Genomic DNA, 17,176 nt, shown 5'->3' with positions numbered 1-17,176 from the left:
ATGCCGGGCGCGTGCTGATCCCCTATGCCGAGCGCGCGGTTGCCGCGGCGCAGGACGCCGACCAGGCGATACGTGCGTTGACCAAGCAGAATGCGGGGCCGGTTTCGCTGGCGGTAACCGGCACGCTCGCCGATAGCCGCCTGGCGACCATCATGAAGCGGTTTGCCAGGGAAAATCCCGCCGTCGCGCTGACCTTGCGGACGGCGACCAGCGCGGAGGTTAGTGATCTCATCCGGCGCGGCGAGGCCACGATCGGCCTGCGCTACAACCTTGACCGCGCCGGCGATCTCGCCTGCGAGCTGGTGCTGACCGAGGCATTGCAGGTCGTTTGTGCGCCGGACCATCCGCTGGCCGGCAAGCGCGTGAAGCGGCTTGCCGAGCTTCGCGGTGAACGCTGGATCGCATTTCCGGAAACGCGCGGACGCCGCGAGATCGCCGCGGCCCATGTGTTCGCGCTGTTTCTCACGCAAGGGCTCGGCGAGGTCGAATGGACGGCAGTCGACAGCCTCACCGCGCAGAAGCGCCTCGTGGAGGCCGGCTTCGGTCTTGCGCTGCTGGCGCGGAGTCATGTGGCTGAGGAGCTGCGCGCAGCCTCGATCGCGACGATCGCCGTCGGCGATCTTGCCGCGGATCAGGACGTCGTCCTCGTGACGCGTCGCGGCGGCTTTCTGAGCGCTGCCGCCGAGCGCCTGCTCGACACCATCCGCCGCAACTTTGCCGGGCGGGATGGTTCGGCTCCACAGGACGTCAGAAAGAGAACGCCGGCGCGCAAGGTTGTTGCGCGCCGGCGCCTCGCCTGATTGGATTATTTCCCTGCCTTCACCTCGGCGGCTGCCACCCCGAGCAGCTCGCTCATCTTGGCGCGAATCGCCTGTTCGGTGACGGCGACGTTCTTGGCGGCAAAATCGGCGGTGAGCTTACGCACGACGTCGGCATCGCCGGCCTCCTCGAAATCGGCCGCGACCACCTCCTTGGCATAGGCGGTGGCGGCATCGCCCGACATGCCGAGCTTTTCGGCCGCCCACAGCCCGAGCAGCCGGTTGCGGCGGGCCTCCGCCTTGAATTTCTGCTCCTCGTCGAGGGCGTACTTCTTCTCGAAACCTTCCTGGCGCTTGTCGAACTCGCTCATGCCTTGTTCCAAATCCCTCTGAATGGAGCGGGGGCCTTCCGTTGCGACCGCCCGGCTGCGTGCCTACATAGATAGCACATGTCGGCAAAACAACGGGCCGTTAAGCCGCAGGCGAGACGGTATAAGTTGGCGCCGGACGGCCGGATCGATTGTGCTCGGTCAGCCAATCGGATAGGTTGCCTAAGGTTTGGTTCCCGCTCTGTTTCCGAGGGTTCGAGACGGGTTCCTGGCCGTTCACGGCAGCTCCGCTGTGGGTCGTAAATCCTAGTAACCGGAGCACACCAAATTCATGGATTTCAACAAAACACGGTACATCCCAATGAGCCGTCGGCGTCGCATTTATGAAGGCAAGGCAAAGGTTCTCTATGAAGGCCCGGAGCCCGGTACCTTGATCCAGCACTTCAAGGATGACGCCACCGCGTTCAATGCCAAAAAGCATCAGGTGATCGAGGGCAAGGGCGTCCTCAACAACCGGATCTCGGAGTACCTGTTTCAGCACCTCAACGACATCGGGGTGCCGACCCACTTCATTCGCCGCCTCAACATGCGCGAGCAGTTGATTCGCGAGGTCGAGATCGTGCCGCTGGAAGTGGTGGTGCGGAACGTTGCCGCCGGCTCGCTGTCGCAGCGCCTCGGCATCGAGGAGGGCACGCAGCTGCCCCGTTCGATCATCGAATTCTACTACAAGAACGACCAGCTCAACGACCCCATGGTGTCGGAAGAGCACATCACCGCCTTCGGCTGGGCGACGCCGCAGGAGATCGACGACATCATGGCGCTCGCCATCCGTGTCAACGACTTCCTCACCGGGCTCTTCCTCGGCATCGGCATCCGCCTCGTCGACTTCAAGATGGAGTGCGGGCGCCTGTTCGAGAACGAGATGATGCGCATCATCGTCGCCGACGAGATCTCGCCGGATAGCTGCCGTCTTTGGGACATCAAGTCGAACGAGAAGCTCGATAAGGACCGCTTCCGCAGGGATCTTGGCGGCCTGCTCGAGGCCTATACCGAAGTTGCAAAACGCCTCGGCATCCTCATGGAGAACGAGCGTCCGCAGGGCTCCGGCCCGGTGCTGGTGAAGAGCTGAGGGGATTTGACGTGAAGGCACGTGTTACCGTTACCTTGAAGACGGGCATCCTCGATCCGCAAGGCAAGGCCATCGAAGGCGCGCTGAAGTCGCTCGGCGTCGATGGGGTTGCCAGCGTCCGCCAGGGCAAGGTGTTCGACATCGAGCTCGCCGGCGCCGACAAGACCAAGGCGGAAGCCGCGCTGAAGGACGCCGCCGACAAACTGCTGGCGAACACCGTGATCGAGAATTATCGGGTCGAGCTGCTGAGCTAGGCCCGCCTGCCCTCGTAGCCCGGACGGAGCGACGCGAAATCCCGGGGGCCCGTCCGCGGCGGCGCTGTCCCGGATTGCGCGGAGCCTGTCATCGGGCGGCGCTTCGCGCCGGCCCGTTGGCTCCATCCGGGCTAAGAGGCAACTCTCTCACAGCCACCCGGCGCGGCGAAAACGCCAGTACAGCGCGGTGCACGCCGTCAGCATCACGCCGAGCAGCATGTAATAGCCGTAGTCCCATTCCAGCTCCGGCATGTGCTTGAAGTTCATGCCGTAGATGCCGGCGAGCGCGGTCGGGATCGCGATGATCGCAAGCCATGAGGCGAGCTTCTTCGACACCGCCGTCTCCTGCGCCTGGCCGACCAGCAGGCTCGCCTCGAAGGCGAAGGCCAGCACCTCGCGCATGGAATCGATGCGCTCCTGGATGTTGCGGACGTGGTCGGTGACGTCGCGGAACAGCGGCTGCATGGCTTGCCGCACCATCGACAGCTCGTCATGCTCGAGACGGCGGCAGACCTCCACCAGCGGCCCGATCGCGTTGCGCAGCCGCAACAGATCGCGGCGCAGCATGTAAAGCCGTTCGATCTGCGCCTTGGTGATCGCGTGCGCGAGCACGTCATCCTCGATCGCCTCGATCTCAACGTGAATGCTCTCGAGCACGGGCGAGTAGTTGTCGACGATGAAATCGAGGATGGCGTAGAGGATGTAATCCTCGCCGCGTGCGAGCGCCCGCGGGCAGCTTTCGCAGCGTTCACGGACCGGCTTGTAAGACGTCGAAGCGCCGTGGCGCACCGACACCAGATAGCCTTCGCCGACGAAGATGTGGGTCTCGCCAAAGGCGATGCGGCCCTCGATCAATTGCGCGGTGCGGGCCACGATGAAGAGAGCCTCGCCATATTGCTCGATCTTCGGCCGCTGATGGGCGTGGTTGGCGTCCTCGATCGCGAGCTCGTGCAGGTCGAATTGCTTCTGCACCGCGCCGAGCAGCGCCATGTCCGGCTCGTGCAGGCCGATCCAGACCACGTGGCCAGGTTTGGACCGCCAGCTCGAGGCCTCGCTGATGGCGATATTGGCGATGCGCCGGCCATCGACATAGGCGCCGGCAGCGACGACGCCCTCGGTTGATACCGGCTCGGCGGGGGATGTAGGCAGCGACGGGACGTTCATGGCTTCAATCCCGGGCAAATCGACCGACCGAACGGTGCGGCCACAGCCTATGCGTATGGGCCTGTGTACAAGGCCCTGTGCCGAGGCTAGCACTGGTAAAATCCCCGTCAAATGGTTATGTCTCTTCACGAAATGGCCCGTTGGCCAGCCCGATTCCTGCCACCGTCGGAACCTCTGTCATGAAAGCCGCCATACTCGTCTTTCCCGGAATCAACCGCGAGCGCGACATGGCGCGTGCCTTGAGGCTGATCTCCGGCAGCGAGCCGGCGATGGTCTGGCATGCCGAGACGTCGCTGCCTGCGGGCACGGATCTCGTGGTGGTGCCGGGCGGCTTCTCCTACGGCGACTATTTGCGCTGCGGTGCCATCGCTGCCCGCGCGCCGGTGATGGACGCGGTGCGCGACTATGCGGCCAAGGGCGGCCTCGTGCTCGGCGTCTGCAACGGTTTTCAGATCCTCTGCGAATCCGGCCTCCTGCCGGGCGTCTTGATGCGCAACGCGCGGCTGAAATTCATCTGCCACGACGTGCATCTGCGCGTCGAGCGTTCCGATACGCCGTTCACCCGCGGCTACAATGCCGGGCAGGTGATCCGCGTGCCGGTCGCCCATGGCGAGGGCAATTACGAGGCGGATGAAGAGACGATCAAGCGGCTCGAAGGCGAGGGGCGGGTGCTGTATCGCTACTGTTCCGCCGACGGCGTGGTGGACGAAGCCCACAACATCAACGGCGCGGCGCATTCGATCGCCGGCATCGTCAACGACAGGGGCAACGTGCTCGGCATGATGCCGCATCCGGAAAACCACGTCGAAGACATCATGGGCTGCACCGACGGCCGCGGCCTGTTCGCCGGTCTCGTCCAGCATCTGGAAAAGGCCGCGTGATCTCGTTCGTGCTGAAGCGGTCTCTCGCCGCGATCGCGGCGCTGTCGCTCGCGTCATTTTCGCTCGCAACCAGCGCCCACGCGCAGGATTACCCCAAGCGTCCGATCACCATGATCGTGCCGTTCGCGGCCGGCGGCACCTCGGACGTGATCGCGCGCACGGTGGCCGAGCAGATGGGAATCGCGCTCGGCCAGACCATCGTGATCGAGAACGTTGCGGGCGCCGGCGGCTCGACCGCATTGGCGCGCGCCTCCCGCGCCGAGCCCGACGGCTACACCATCGCGATCGGCAATGCCGGCACCAATGCCGCGACCTACACGATCTATCCAAAACTGCCGTTCGCGCCGGAGTCTTTCGTCCCGGTCGCCATGGTGGCGAAGACATTCGGCATCGTCGCGCTGCGCAAGGATTTTCCGGCGAAGGACCTGAAAGAGTTCATCGCCTACGCCAAGGCCAATCCCGGCAAGATCAATCTCGGCCATGCCGGCGTCGGCTCGTCGAATTATCTGATCTGCAAGAGCTTCGTGACTGCCGCCGGCATCGACGCGACGCTGGTCGGCTATCGCGGCGCGGCGCCCGCGCTGACCGATGCGGTCGGCAGCCAGATCGACGGCGTCTGCGATGCGGCCGCCTCGGTCTCGCAGTCGATCAACGAGAAATTGGTGAAGGGACTGGTGGTCGGCTCGACCGTGCGCCTCGCCACGCTGCCCGACCTGCCGACGTCGGCGGAAGCGGGCCTGCCTGAATTCGAGGCACAGGGCTGGAACGGCTTGTTCGCGCCGAAGGGCACGCCGCCGGCGGTGATCGCCAAGCTCAACGCCGCCGCGCGCACCGCCGTCGAGACCGACGCGGTGAAGAAGCGCTTTGCCGATCTTTCGACCGTCGCTCCCGACGCCAACGAGCATGCGCCGGAGCTGCTGCAGCAGCTCGTGACGCGCGACGTCGAGAAGTACCGGAAGATGCTGGCCGACGACGCCAAGCCGTAGGCACAGCCCCCGCTCGAGAAGGCTTATTGAAGCGCGGGGATCCGGGCGATGGCCTTGATCTCGAAGTCGAACCCGGCCAGCCAATTCACACCAACGGCCGTCCAGTTTGGATAGGGGGCTTCACCGATCTCGGTTGTGCGGACGGCCATCACCGTCTCGATTTGATGAGCCGGATCGGTGTGGAAGGTGGTGACGTCCACCACATCGTCCAAGCTGCATCCGGCCGCCGCGAGCACGGCACGCAAATTGGCAAACGCGCGCCGCACCTGGTCCTCGAACACCGGCTCGGGCGAGCCGTCCTCGCGGCTGCCAACCTGTCCCGAGACGAAGAGCAGGTCGCCGGACCGGATGGCGGCGGAATAGCGATGCTCTTGATAGAGCGCGTGGCGATTGGCGGGGAAGATGGCCTGGCGGTGGGGCATGTCTCGAGCCTTTCAATGAGCAATGGCGGCCGGGGCGCTCAGGCGCCCCTGATGGCGCCGGGGGTGGTGCAACCACCACTTTCCATATACGTTTCGTATGTGAGATGTAATTCACATACGAGGCGTATGTCAACGGAAAATCGGAGTGACGCATGGCAATGGGGAAACGCGCGGCGGCCATGGCAGAAAACCGGGCGAAGCTCATCCGCGCCGCGCGCGAGGCATTTGCCACACAAGGTTATGCAGACGCGTCCATGGACGAATTGACCGCCGCGGTCGGGCTGACACGGGGCGCGCTGTATCACAACTTCGAAGACAAGAAGGGGCTGCTCTGGGCCGTGGTCGAGCAGATCGACGGCGAAATGGCGGAACGGCTGCGCGTGGTCCGCGAGCGAGCGCCCAGCCTGTGGGAAGGCCTGCTCGCAGAGGGGGGCGCCTATATCGAAATGGCGCTCGATCCCGAGATTCAGCGCATCATGCTGCTTGATGGACCTGCCGTGCTCGGTGATCCCTCCAAATGGCCCGGTGAGAATGCCTGCCTCGACATCACGATGCGAACGATCGGGTCGCTGATCGAACAAGGCGTGGTGAAGCCGGTCGATGTCGAAGCGGCGGGGCGATTGCTCAACGGCGCTGCGCTCAGTGCCGCGCTCTGGGTGGCCGCAGCCGACGATCCGAAATGCGTGCTGCACAAGGCGGTTGAGGCCTTTCGCGAATTGGCGAGCGGATTGCTGCTCAGGACGGGTTGACCGCGCGTGATGCAGTTGCGCGCCGTAGTTGCTTCCCGCCCATGAACCTCCATCGCGTTTCGACTGACTCTGCGTCGCCATCAAAGGCGCGTCCGCCCGAGGTCGCTGATTCTCGGTGAGCGGAGCAACTCAAAGTTGTTTCGTCGCGATAGTTGTTGTATCCGGAAGCTCGCGCCTCATTGTGCTTTCGGATGTCACATGCCCGTTGCTCTCGTCGTTCTGTTGCTCGACATCACGCTGATCTATCACGCATCGCGAACCGGGCGGTTGCAGCCCTGGGCCTTCATCATCCTCATGGTGCCGCTGATCGGTGCACTCGCCTATATCGCGGTCGAGCTCGTCCCGGAGTGGTTTTCGAGCCCCGGCGCGCGTCAGGCGCGACAGCGCGTTGCCAACCGGCTCGATCCCGAAAAGCGCTATCGTGAGCTGTCCGATCTGCTGGCTGGCGCCGACACCATCGCCAACCGCGCGGCGCTGGCCGAAGAGTGCGCAAATATCGGCCGGTTCAGCGAAGCGGAGGCGCATTACGATCACATTCTGAAACTGCCGTTAGGTCACGATCCCGCCTATGCGTTTCGCAAGGCGCAGGCCGAGTTTTCCGCCAAGCGCCCCGCTGACGCGCTCGCAACGCTCGACGATCTCCAGAAGCAATGGCCGGACTTCGATTCCGCCGATGCGCATCTGCTCTACGCTCGCGCGCTTGCGGAGGTCGGCCGGCTCGACGAGGCGCTCGAGGAGTATCACGCGCTCGCCGGCTACTTCCCCGGCGCCGAAGCGCGGGTGCGCTACGGCATGCTGCTGCAAACGGTCGGCCGCGGCGCCGAAGCACGGATGGTCTTCAACGAGCTCCTGATCCAGATGCGGCGCGCGCCGAAATATTTGCGCAAGGCACAGGCGGAGTGGTTGTCGATCGCAGAGAAGCAGCTTTCGGCCTGAAAGCGTCGAGGTCGAATGCCGTCAGGCTGGGAAGCTCACAGAAACACCAGCGATATCCAGGGCACGAACGTGATCAGCAGCAGGCCCAGGAACAGCCACGCGAGATAGATCCAGATCCTGCGCATGCCGGCGTCCGGCGGCACATTGCCGATGATGCAGGCGGCATAGTAGCAAAGGCCGAACGGCGGCGCGAACAGGCCGAGGCCCATGGCTAGGATGACCACCATCGCATAGTGCACCTCGTGGATGCCGAACTGCGCCGCCACCGGGAAGAGCAGCGGGCCGAACAACACGATGGCCGGAATACCTTCGAGCACGCTGCCGAGCACGATGAAGGCGACCACCGAGATCAGCAGGAAGCCGTAGGCCCCCCCGGGGACGCCCGCCATGCGCGCGGCAAGGTCGTGCGAGAAGCCGGATTGCGCGAGCGCCCAGGCCATCGAGCTCGCGGCGCCCACGATGAACAGGATCGAGCCGGAGAGCGAGGCGGTCTGGACCAGCATCGGCAGCACGTTCTTCCATGCCAGGCTGCCACGATAGATGATCAGGCCGAGCACGAGGCAGTAGGCGATACCGATGGTCGAGACTTCGGTTGCGGTGGCAACCCCCTCGACCACCGCGCTGCGGATCAGGAACGGCAGGGCGAGCGCCGGCAGCGCCACCCAGAGCGTTTTCGCCACCACGGAGAGGGGGGCGCGCGCGACTTTGACCCCGGCATGCTCCTCTGTACCTGCCCGATAACGCGCGACGAAGGCGAGCACGATCGCCAGCACGATCCCCGGCAGGATGCCGGCGGTGAACAGGGCCGCGATCGACACGCCGGTGACGGAGGCGATCGCGATCAGAACGATCGACGGCGGGATGGTCTCGCTCATCGCGCCCGACGCCGCGAGCAGCGATACCAGCTCGCCATCCTTCATGCCGCGCTTGCGCATTTCGGGAAACAGCACTGGTGCGATCGCGGCCATGTCGGCGGTTTTGGAGCCGGAGATGCCCGACACCAGCAGCATGGCGCCGAGCATCACGTATGACAGCCCGCCGCGGACATGGCCGAGCACGGAGGCGAGGAACGCGACCATGACCCGCGCCATGCCGGTCTGCTCGACCAATTGCCCGAGCAGCACGAACAGTGGCACAGCGAGCAGGATCAGCGAGCTCATGCCCTCGTCGATCCGTCCGACCACGACCAGCAACGGCGTCCGTGTCGTCGTCAGCAGGAAAGCGACGGTCGCAAGACAAAAGGAAAACGCGATCGGCACGCCCGCCATGACAGCGCAGCCGAGCAGGCCGACGAAGAAGATCAGCAGGTTCCAGTTGCCAAGCGACTTCAGCGAAGGGCCGGCGAAATAGAGGGCTCCGGCGATCGCCGCAAACAATAGTCCGACGGCCAACAGATCCTTGGCCGAACGCTTCACCAGCGTGAGGCAGATGCTGGCCAGCGCGACGATGCAACCAGCTGGAATCGCGGCGGCGCGGACCACGCCGGACCAGCCGAGCGCGGGCGTCTCTACGAACGCCTGGTCTTCCACATAGTCCAGCGCCGGATGCAGGATGATCGCCAGGAACAGCGCGACGGAGCCGGCTGCGAGCGTCGAGGTCCACGCCTCCGCGCGGGGCGACAAATGGGAGGTGAAGAAGGTCAGGCGCATATGCGACGAGCGCTGCACTGCGATGGCGCTGCCGAGCATGGCGAGCCACAGGAACAGGATCGAGGCGAGCTCGTCCGACCAGATGATGGGCCGATGAAAGACGCCGCGCGCGACGATGCCGGCGAACAGGATGACGACCTCCGCGACGACAGCGGCCGCCGCCGGGATCTCCACCAGCCAGCGCAGCATCTGCTCCGGCCAGTTTACCCGGATCGGCCGCGCGTCATCGAGCGTGACCGCCTCGGGCATGCCGACGACCGCGCTCACGCGAGCGCCCCGACGGCAGCCTCGAGCGTCTTCCAATTGTCCTCGCCGAACTTGCCACGCCACTCCTTGTAGAATCCGGCGCTCGACAGTCCTTTGCGGAAGGCCTCCTTGTCGGACGCCTCGAAGGTAATTCCCTTTGCGACCAGCTGATCCTTCAGTGTCATATTGAGCTTCGCGGTATCGGCGCGCTGCTCCATCGCGGCCTGGTCGAACTCCTTGCGGACCAGCGCCTGCAGATCATCGGGCAGTGCTTTCACCGAGCGGCGATTGCCCAGGATGAAGAACGGATCCCAGATGTGATTGGTCTCGGAAATGTACTTCTGCACCTCATAAATCTTGCCGGCTTCGATCGTCACAAGCCCGTTCTCCTGCCCGTCGACCAGGTGCGTCTGCAGCGCCGTGTACAATTCGTTGAAATTGATCGACGTCGGGTTGGCGCCCAGCGACTTGAAAAGCGAAGTGAAGATCGGTGAGACAGGCACGCGGATCCGATAGCCGGCGAGATCGCCCGGCGTCTTGATTGGCTTTGTAAACGACGAGATCTGCCGAAACGTATTGTCCGCCGGCTTGGCGATCACAAGCGCGCCGGTCTTCTCGATCTGGGCTGCGATCAGCCTGCCGAGATCGCCGTCCATCGCATTCCAGACCTGGCTGTAGTCGGAGAAGGCAAAGCCGACATTGGCGATGCCGGCGACCGGCGCCACCGTCGACAGCACGGAGCCGGCGATGTTGAGAAAGTCGACGCCCCCGCTGCGGATCTGGGTCAAGAGATCCGTATCGGAGCCAAGCTGGGAGGCCGGAAAGAACTTGATCTCCAGCCGCCCGCCGCTAGCTTCCTTGATCCGCTTCACGGCCTGGTCGAGCCGGGTGTTGATCGGTTGCGTCAGCGACTGGCCGGTGGCGAGCTTGTACTCGAACTCGGCCGCTTGCGCCGGCCTGGTGCGAATTGCGACCAGAGGTATGGCCGCGGCAGCAGTCAAGAAGTTGCGGCGCGAGATGGTGTGGCGTTGGCCCGACATCGTTCGTCCTCCCCTGGTGCTCGTTTGCCGCGCCTTGTCGACGCGCATGTTTATTCATTGCCGCGCGCAAGCCCTGCGGCGGGTATCGTTGAAGTCGCTTGTCTGGTGAAAGGGCTCTAGCCTTGCGTTCCTTCCCCCGGGTGGACCGGCGCGCTGCGTCGGCCCGTTTCCTCGATCGGCGCCTGTCTGTCGCGGGCTGCCTTGAACCTGAAGCCTAGATCGCTGGTCATGCACGACAATTGAATTATATTCGTCGTCACTTTAGCTGGTCTAAAAGGTTCTCCGATGCAGATACCGTTCCGCGCCATTATTGTCTTCCACGCGGTGGCGCGTGCGGGCAGCATATCCCGTGCGGCGGATGAACTGCGGGTGACGCCATCGGCCGTCAGCCAGCAGATCCAGGCGCTGGAGCTGCACCTTGGCACCGCGCTGACCTCGCGGGTCGGACGCAACATCACGCTGACCGAGGCCGGCGAGCGCTATTTCGAGATGATCAGCCGAGAGATCGAGCACGTCACGGACGTGACGCAGCACGTCCGCGGCATCCGCTCGGCCACCACATTGACGGTGCGCGCAGCACCGAGCGTGTCGAGCAAATGGCTGTTGCCGCGGCTGGCGAGCTTCGTCGATGCCAATCCCGACATCGAATTGCGGCTTGACGGCACCAATGAGCCGACCGACTTCCGCAAGGAGAATGTCGACCTGGAGATCCGGCATGGCGAAGGCGGCTGGGCCGGCCTGTTCGTCGAAAGCCTGGGTAAGGAGCGGTTCTTTCCGCTATGTGCGCCTTCATCCTTTGCGGCGGGCAGCCTATCCGCCCAGGATCTGCTCAAGCATCGGCTGATCCATTCGGTGAAGTCGCAGATGCAATGGCCGCGCTGGTTCGCGGAAGCCGGCATCGAGGCTGCGGAACGCTGGAAGCGCGTGCTGTTCGATCGCAGCCACATGGCCATCGATGCCGCCGTCGACGGCCTCGGCATTGGCCTCGACAGCGAGCTGCTGGCCTGGCGCGAATTGCGCGATGGCCGCCTGGTTTGCCCGGTGAAGGATCCGCCCGAGGTCACGCTGACCACGCAGTGGATCGTCTGTCCGCACGGCCATCTGCGCCACCGCAAGACCCGCACTTTCCTCGACTGGCTGCGCACGGAACGCGACAGCTGGAGTGCGCAGCAACACACGCGGATTGTTTAGCGTGTCTACATCGTCGTGGCAGATAATCTGAATTGCCCCCGGATTCGCGGCTGCCTAACGTTTCGGTGCAAGGCGAGCACGGCCGGACCTCACGGCTGCAACGAACGCCGTCACCCGAGGAACGCTGAAGGAAATCCAGATGAATCTCCATCGCATGCTGCTGGAGCGCAAGGCTGCCGGCAAGCCTGTCACCATTGGCTTGATCGGTGCCGGAAAATTCGGCCTGATGTTCCTGTCGCAGGTGCGCCAGACCGACGGCATGCATCTCGTCGGAGTCGCAGACCTGAACACCACCCGCGCCCGCGCGCAGCTCAAGCTCGGTTGCTGGCCGGAAGAGCAATACGCGGCAGCCTCGATCGATGACGCGCTCAAGCATGGCAGCACGGTTGTCACCGACAACGCCGACGCGCTGATCACCCATCCGGCGATCGAGGTGATCATCGAGGCGACCGGCGACCCCGGCGCCGGCATCCGCTTTGCGATGAAGGCGATCGAGAACGGCAAGCACATCGTGATGGTCAATGTCGAAGCGGACGCGGTCGCAGGGCCCATTCTGGCGCGCAAGGCGAAGCAAGCCGGCGTCGTCTATTCACTCGCCTGGGGCGACCAGCCGGCGCTGATCGCCGATCACGTCGACTGGGCGCGCGCGGCCGGCTTCAAGGTCGTCGCCGCCGGCAAGGGCACGCGCTACCACCCGACCTATCACCAGTCGACGCCGGATACCGTCTGGGACATCCTCGACAAATACATGAAGATCAAGGATCGCAACTCGATCAATCCAAAGATGTTCAACTCGTTCGTCGACGGCACCAAGTCGGGCATCGAGATGACCGCGGTCTGCAATGCGACCGGGCTGCATGCGCAGAGCGAGGGCCTCTCATTCCCGCCGGCCACGCGCTTCGAGCATGCCGAGATCTGCAAGCCGAAATCCGACGGCGGCATGCTGGAGAGATCCGGCGTTACCGAGGTGACCTCGTCGGTCTATCGCGACGGCTCCGATGTTCCGCAGAGCCTCGTGATGGGCACCTATGTCGTGTTCGAGACCGACAGCGCCTATTCGGAGGAGTGTTTCCGCGAATACAGCATGCTGCAGGACAAGACCGGCAAATATGCCTCGCTGTACCGGCCGATCCACATGATCGGGCTCGAGCTCGGCATCTCCGTGGCGTCGGCGGCGCTGCGCAAGGAGCCGACGGGGGCACCGATCGTGTTCAACTCCGACGTGGTCGCGACTGCCAAACGTAAGCTGAAGGCCGGCGAAATGCTCGACGGCGAGGGCGGCTTCTGTGTCTGGGGCAAGCAGACCCCGGCCGACGCTTCACTGAAGCAGGGGTATTTGCCGCTGGGCCTCGCCCATCATGTCAAGCTCAAGACCGATATCGAGCAAGGCCAGCGCCTGAAATGGGAGGACGTCGAGTACGACCCCGACGGTCTCGCGGTGCGGGTACGTCGCGAGATGGAGGCGGCCTTCCGGCAACCCAACATCGCTTAGCGCAGCTTCAGCCGCTCCGCAGGCACGGTCATGGCCGCAACGCCGGCCATGACCAGCAGCAGGCCCAGCGCGAGGTTTGACGGCACGCTCTCGCCGAGCAGCAGCACCGACAGACCCACGCCGATCGGGATGCGCAAGTACCCTTGCGCGTTGGTGGTCAGCGTGCCGAGCCGGCCGAGGCAGACGTAGAACAGCATCAGGCCCAGTGCGCTGGAGACGATGCCCATGACGATGGTGGCGATGATCGCCGTCGGCGTCGGCTGCAGCGTCCACGGCTGGTCGATGATCAGCGAGGGCGGCAGCAGGATGATGCCGCCGAACAGCAGCGAGCCGGCCGCCACGACCATCGGGTCGTATTCCGACAGGCGAAGACCGAAGATCGTCGCGCAGGCAAAGGAGATCGTGGCGAGCAGGATCGCGATCTCCGCGACGATCTCGCTACCGAAGCCGCGCAGCGCGTCGAGCCCAACGATGGCGACAGTGCCGGCGAGACCCAAGAGCGCGCCGGCGAGCTTGAGCAGCGTCGCCGGCTCGTGCCGTGTGATCAGCGAGGTGATCAGGAAGGCGAAGATCGGCGTGGTCGAGGCCAGCACCACCGTGTTCGAGGCCGGCACATATTGCTGCGACCAGGTGATGATCAGGAACGGAAAGGTCGAGTTGATCAATTGCTGGGTGGCGAACAGCTTCCAGGCCGTGGCATCGGTCGGGACCTTGATGCCGCGCATCCACAGGATCGCGAACAGGAAGGCGGCTGCAATCAGCGAGCGCGCCGATATGAAGGTGATGGGCGGGATGGTGGGAAGCGCGAGCTTGGCCAGCGGATAGGTCGAGCTCCAGCAGCAGGCCAGGGCGAGCAGCAGGGCATAGTCGCGCCAGTTGCGTGCGCCGGTTGTGGCGATGGGAGAAAGTGGTGCGGCGGCCGTCGCGCGCCCCGCCTCCGATGTGCTCTGCGGCACCTTGTTCTTGCTCCCCGGCGCAATAGCGCTTGCCGGGAAGTCTGGGCGAGGACGCGCGAAAAGGGAAGGCGTCGAGCTATGCGTTTGGCTGGGGCTGCGGCTTCCGCTTGATCCGCTTGATCGTGCCGGAAAAGGTGAGCAGCACCCGCTCGCCGGACATCATCTGGCCGCGCAGGAAGATCAGCGAACCGCCGGCCCGGCTCACCTCGCCGGTGCATTCGATCAGCTCGCCCTCCCGTGCCGCGTCGAGGAATTCGCAGGAAAAATTGGTCGTCACGGCCCGGCTGTCCAGGACATGGGTGGCGATCGCGAACAGGGAATAGTCGGCAAAGGCCATGTAGCAGCCGCCATGGACGTTTCCGGAGCCGTTGAGGTGCTTCTTCTCGACCCGGAAGGCGCTCCGGACGCTGCCGTCCGCCTCGATCCGGTGCCAGAAGGGGCCGACATGGGACTCAAAACTGTCGCGAATCCAGGTCCGCCAGCCCTCAAATTCGCCCTCGGTGGCGACGTGAAGGTCAGGGCGGCGGGGCGGGGGCGCTTTGGTCAATTCGTGCAAGGAAATGGGCCTTCAATTGCGGGTCTTCAGCCCTTAAATCCGATCTGTCGGCGCCGTGCAATTCCTGTTCCCACAGGCGGCCTGCCGCAAAATGTGGGACAGCGGGAAAATGCGCCATAAAGGGCTTTTCGCGAGCCCCGGATGTTCCTAAGAACGGCCAAACCGCCGCCGAAAGCCCCTGAAGCCATGAAGAACGAACCCAAGATCACCCCCGAACTGGTTGCCGCCCACGGGCTCAAGCCCGACGAATACGAGCGCATCCTGAAGCTGATCGGGCGGGAGCCGAGCTTTACCGAGCTCGGCATCTTCTCGGCGATGTGGAACGAGCACTGCTCGTACAAATCCTCGCGCATCCATCTGCGCGGCCTGCCGACCAAGGCGCCCTGGGTGATCCAGGGCCCCGGCGAGAATGCCGGCGTGATCGACATCGGCGATGGCCAGGCCGTGGTCTTCAAGATGGAGAGCCACAACCACCCGAGCTATATCGAGCCCTATCAGGGCGCGACCACCGGCGTCGGCGGCATTTTGCGCGACGTCTTCACCATGGGCGCGCGCCCCATCGCCTGCCTCAATGCGCTGAGCTTCGGTGCCCCCGAGCATGCCAAGACCCGGCATCTCGTCTCCGGCGTCGTCGCCGGCGTCGGCGGCTACGGCAATTCCTTCGGCGTGCCGACGGTCGGCGGCCAGGTGCGCTTCCACACCCGCTATGACGGCAACATCCTCGTCAACGCGATGGCCGTGGGCCTCGCCGATGCCGACAAGATCTTCTATGCGGCCGCCTCCGGCGTGAACATGCCGATCGTCTATCTCGGCTCCAAAACGGGGCGCGACGGCATCCACGGCGCCTCGATGGCCTCGGCCGAGTTCGACGACAAGTCCGAGGAGAAGCGCCCGACCGTGCAGGTCGGCGATCCCTTCGCCGAGAAGCTGCTGCTCGAGGCCTGCCTCGAGATCATGGCGAAGGGCTGCGTCATCGCGATCCAGGACATGGGCGCGGCGGGCCTGACGTGCTCGGCGGTGGAGATGGGCGCCAAGGGCGACCTCGGCGTCGATCTCGATCTCGACGCGGTGCCGACCCGCGAGACCGGGATGAGCGCCTACGAGATGATGCTCTCGGAAAGCCAGGAGCGCATGCTCATGGTGCTCAAGCCCGAGAAGGAAAAGGAAGCCGAGGCGATCTTCAAGAAGTGGGGCCTGGATTTCGCCGTCGTCGGCTACACCACGCCGAGCAAGCGTTTCGTGGTCAAGCATGGCGGCGACGTCATGGCCGATCTGCCCATCAAGGAGCTCGGCGACGAGGCGCCGCTCTATGACCGTCCGCACGTCCCCTCGGCCGCGTTGCCGGTCGTGCACGCCCGCGACGTGCCGGCGCCGATGAGCCTCGGTGCCGCGCTGGAGACGCTGATCGGCACGCCCGACATGTGCTCTAAGCGCTGGGTCTGGGAGCAGTACGACCACGTCATTCTCGGCAACACGATGCAGCGCCCCGGCGGCGATGCCGCCGTCGTACGCGTTGAGGACGGGCCGAAGGGACTTGCGCTGACCGTCGATGTCACGCCGCGCTATTGCGAGGCCGATCCGTTCGAGGGCGGCAAGCAGGCGGTGGCGGAGGCCTGGCGCAACATCACCGCGGTCGGCGGCAAGCCGCTCGCGATCACCGACAATCTCAATTTCGGCAACCCTGAGCGGCCCGAGATCATGGGCCAGTTCGTCGGCTGCCTGAAGGGCATCTCGGAAGCCTGCCGCACGCTGGACTTCCCGGTCGTGTCCGGCAACGTCTCGCTCTACAACGAGACCAACGGCCGTGCGATCCTGCCGACGCCCTCGATCGGCGGCGTCGGCCTGCTCGACGACTTCACCAAATCCGCCTCGCTCGCCTTCAAGGCGGAGGGCGAGGCGATCCTCTTGATCGGCGAGACGCACGGCTGGATCGGACAGTCCGTTTACTTGCGCGATATCTGCGGTCGCGAGGAGGGCGCGCCACCGCCGGTTGATCTCGCCGCCGAGAAGCGCAATGGCGATTGCGTGCGCGGCATGATCCATGGCGGTACCGCGACCGCCGTGCATGATCTCTCCGATGGCGGCCTCCTGATCGCGCTCGCCGAAATGGCGATGGCGAGCGGCATCGGCGCAAAGCTGCTGGCGGCGCCAACCGCGCTGGTGCCGCAGGCCTATTGGTTCGGCGAGGACCAGGCGCGCTATCTCGTCACCGTGCCGGAAACGGAAGCCGGCCGCGTGCTCGCCAAGATGCGCGGCTGCGAGGTGCCCTGCGTGCGGATCGGCACCACCGGTGGCGATGCGATCGCGATCGCGGGCGAGGCGCCGGTTGCGATCGATGTGCTGCGGACCTCGCACGAGCGCTGGCTGCCGGAATATATGGGCGGCAAGGCGGCGTAAGGCGCCGCCACACACTCAGTCCCGTAGCCCGGATGAGCGAA

General features: G+C 64.7%; 17 protein-coding genes. 10 read left to right on the top strand and 7 right to left on the bottom strand.

The window, feature by feature from the left end; translation table 11 throughout:
* Window positions 1–800 (top strand): substrate-binding domain-containing protein (locus MOV74_RS05045; protein WP_246918725.1); only part of this gene is annotated, 800 nt, incomplete at its 5' end.
* Between the two features lie 5 nt (window positions 801–805).
* On the opposite strand, the gene MOV74_RS05040 is transcribed toward MOV74_RS05045, so the two are convergent.
* Window positions 806–1,129, bottom strand: a complete 324-nt coding sequence (locus MOV74_RS05040; protein ID WP_246918723.1) for a DUF1476 domain-containing protein — start codon at window positions 1,127–1,129, stop codon at window positions 806–808.
* A 319-nt stretch (window positions 1,130–1,448) separates the two neighbouring features.
* Between MOV74_RS05040 and purC the strand changes: the two genes are divergently transcribed.
* Together purC and purS are read left to right on the top strand one after the other, a co-directional pair.
* Window positions 1,449–2,216: a phosphoribosylaminoimidazolesuccinocarboxamide synthase gene (gene purC / locus MOV74_RS05035; RefSeq protein ID WP_173015815.1), complete on the top strand. Its 768-nt coding sequence runs from the start codon at window positions 1,449–1,451 to the stop codon at window positions 2,214–2,216.
* An 11-nt stretch (window positions 2,217–2,227) separates the two neighbouring features.
* Entirely contained in the window at window positions 2,228–2,470 is a 243-nt protein-coding gene (gene purS, locus MOV74_RS05030; RefSeq protein WP_246918721.1) for a phosphoribosylformylglycinamidine synthase subunit PurS, read from the top strand.
* A gap of 147 nt (window positions 2,471–2,617) precedes the next feature.
* On the opposite strand, the gene MOV74_RS05025 is transcribed toward purS, so the two are convergent.
* Window positions 2,618–3,634, bottom strand: a complete 1,017-nt coding sequence (locus tag MOV74_RS05025; protein ID WP_246918718.1) for a magnesium and cobalt transport protein CorA — start codon at window positions 3,632–3,634, stop codon at window positions 2,618–2,620.
* A 179-nt stretch (window positions 3,635–3,813) separates the two neighbouring features.
* Here MOV74_RS05025 and purQ point away from each other — a divergent pair, with 179 nt between their 5' ends.
* Both purQ and MOV74_RS05015 read left to right on the top strand, forming a co-directional pair.
* Window positions 3,814–4,515 (top strand): phosphoribosylformylglycinamidine synthase subunit PurQ, encoded by a 702-nt coding sequence (gene purQ, locus MOV74_RS05020; protein ID WP_246918716.1) that lies wholly within the window; start codon window positions 3,814–3,816, stop codon window positions 4,513–4,515.
* Entirely contained in the window at window positions 4,512–5,501 is a 990-nt protein-coding gene (locus MOV74_RS05015; RefSeq protein WP_246918714.1) for a tripartite tricarboxylate transporter substrate binding protein BugD, read from the top strand. The genes purQ and MOV74_RS05015 overlap by 4 nt, the downstream gene beginning before the upstream one ends.
* Before the next feature lie 23 nt (window positions 5,502–5,524).
* Here the strand turns inward: MOV74_RS05015 and MOV74_RS05010 are convergent, their stop codons facing one another.
* A complete protein-coding gene (locus MOV74_RS05010; protein ID WP_246918712.1) occupies window positions 5,525–5,923 on the bottom strand; it encodes a RidA family protein in 399 nt (132 codons plus the stop codon).
* 152 nt (window positions 5,924–6,075) lie between these two features.
* Here MOV74_RS05010 and MOV74_RS05005 point away from each other — a divergent pair, with 152 nt between their 5' ends.
* The gene (locus MOV74_RS05005) at window positions 6,076–6,672 is read left to right on the top strand and encodes a TetR/AcrR family transcriptional regulator (protein WP_246918709.1); all 597 of its coding nucleotides are present in this window, start codon (window positions 6,076–6,078) and stop codon (window positions 6,670–6,672) included.
* A 198-nt stretch (window positions 6,673–6,870) separates the two neighbouring features.
* Window positions 6,871–7,608 carry a tetratricopeptide repeat protein gene (locus MOV74_RS05000; RefSeq protein WP_246918707.1) on the top strand — a complete coding sequence of 246 codons (738 nt, stop codon included), beginning with the start codon at window positions 6,871–6,873 and terminating at the stop codon, window positions 7,606–7,608.
* 35 nt (window positions 7,609–7,643) lie between these two features.
* On the opposite strand, the gene MOV74_RS04995 is transcribed toward MOV74_RS05000, so the two are convergent.
* Together MOV74_RS04995 and MOV74_RS04990 are read right to left on the bottom strand one after the other, a co-directional pair.
* Window positions 7,644–9,524, bottom strand: a complete 1,881-nt coding sequence (locus MOV74_RS04995; protein ID WP_404979116.1) for a TRAP transporter large permease subunit — start codon at window positions 9,522–9,524, stop codon at window positions 7,644–7,646.
* Window positions 9,521–10,543: a TRAP transporter substrate-binding protein gene (locus MOV74_RS04990; protein WP_246918705.1), complete on the bottom strand. Its 1,023-nt coding sequence runs from the start codon at window positions 10,541–10,543 to the stop codon at window positions 9,521–9,523. Before MOV74_RS04990 ends, MOV74_RS04995 begins: the two co-directional genes overlap by 4 nt.
* A 285-nt stretch (window positions 10,544–10,828) precedes the next feature.
* Between MOV74_RS04990 and MOV74_RS04985 the strand changes: the two genes are divergently transcribed.
* A complete protein-coding gene (locus tag MOV74_RS04985) occupies window positions 10,829–11,734 on the top strand; it encodes a LysR substrate-binding domain-containing protein (protein WP_246918703.1) in 906 nt (301 codons plus the stop codon).
* A gap of 139 nt (window positions 11,735–11,873) precedes the next feature.
* On the top strand, window positions 11,874–13,226 hold the full coding sequence (locus tag MOV74_RS04980; protein ID WP_246918701.1) for an NAD(P)H-dependent oxidoreductase: 1,353 nt from the start codon (window positions 11,874–11,876) through the stop codon (window positions 13,224–13,226).
* Here the strand turns inward: MOV74_RS04980 and MOV74_RS04975 are convergent.
* The gene (locus tag MOV74_RS04975; protein ID WP_246918698.1) at window positions 13,223–14,182 is read right to left on the bottom strand and encodes a DMT family transporter; all 960 of its coding nucleotides are present in this window, start codon (window positions 14,180–14,182) and stop codon (window positions 13,223–13,225) included. The genes MOV74_RS04980 and MOV74_RS04975 overlap by 4 nt on opposite strands.
* 76 nt (window positions 14,183–14,258) lie before the next feature.
* Window positions 14,259–14,738 (bottom strand): PaaI family thioesterase, encoded by a 480-nt coding sequence (locus tag MOV74_RS04970; protein ID WP_246918696.1) that lies wholly within the window; start codon window positions 14,736–14,738, stop codon window positions 14,259–14,261.
* Window positions 14,739–14,924: 186 nt separating this feature from the next.
* Here MOV74_RS04970 and purL point away from each other — a divergent pair, with 186 nt between their 5' ends.
* The gene (gene purL / locus MOV74_RS04965; protein WP_246918694.1) at window positions 14,925–17,135 is read left to right on the top strand and encodes a phosphoribosylformylglycinamidine synthase subunit PurL; all 2,211 of its coding nucleotides are present in this window, start codon (window positions 14,925–14,927) and stop codon (window positions 17,133–17,135) included.
* Window positions 17,136–17,176 lie beyond the last annotated feature (41 nt).

The sequence above is a fragment of the Bradyrhizobium sp. SHOUNA76 genome, assembly GCF_023006445.1.
GTDB lineage: Bacteria > Pseudomonadota > Alphaproteobacteria > Rhizobiales > Xanthobacteraceae > Bradyrhizobium.
This window is presented reverse-complemented; position numbering and strand designations above follow the sequence as displayed.

Coding starts and splice junctions, on each gene's coding strand:
- MOV74_RS05040 (WP_246918723.1), bottom strand. CDS start 1,129: ATGAGCGAGTTCGACAAGCGCCAGGAAGGTTTCGAGAAGAAGTACGCC.
- purC (WP_173015815.1), top strand. CDS start 1,449: ATGAGCCGTCGGCGTCGCATTTATGAAGGCAAGGCAAAGGTTCTCTAT.
- MOV74_RS05025 (WP_246918718.1), bottom strand. CDS start 3,634: ATGAACGTCCCGTCGCTGCCTACATCCCCCGCCGAGCCGGTATCAACC.
- purQ (WP_246918716.1), top strand. CDS start 3,814: ATGAAAGCCGCCATACTCGTCTTTCCCGGAATCAACCGCGAGCGCGAC.
- MOV74_RS05010 (WP_246918712.1), bottom strand. CDS start 5,923: ATGCCCCACCGCCAGGCCATCTTCCCCGCCAATCGCCACGCGCTCTAT.
- MOV74_RS05005 (WP_246918709.1), top strand. CDS start 6,076: ATGGCAATGGGGAAACGCGCGGCGGCCATGGCAGAAAACCGGGCGAAG.
- MOV74_RS05000 (WP_246918707.1), top strand. CDS start 6,871: ATGCCCGTTGCTCTCGTCGTTCTGTTGCTCGACATCACGCTGATCTAT.
- MOV74_RS04990 (WP_246918705.1), bottom strand. CDS start 10,543: ATGTCGGGCCAACGCCACACCATCTCGCGCCGCAACTTCTTGACTGCT.
- MOV74_RS04985 (WP_246918703.1), top strand. CDS start 10,829: ATGCAGATACCGTTCCGCGCCATTATTGTCTTCCACGCGGTGGCGCGT.
- MOV74_RS04980 (WP_246918701.1), top strand. CDS start 11,874: ATGAATCTCCATCGCATGCTGCTGGAGCGCAAGGCTGCCGGCAAGCCT.
- purL (WP_246918694.1), top strand. CDS start 14,925: ATGAAGAACGAACCCAAGATCACCCCCGAACTGGTTGCCGCCCACGGG.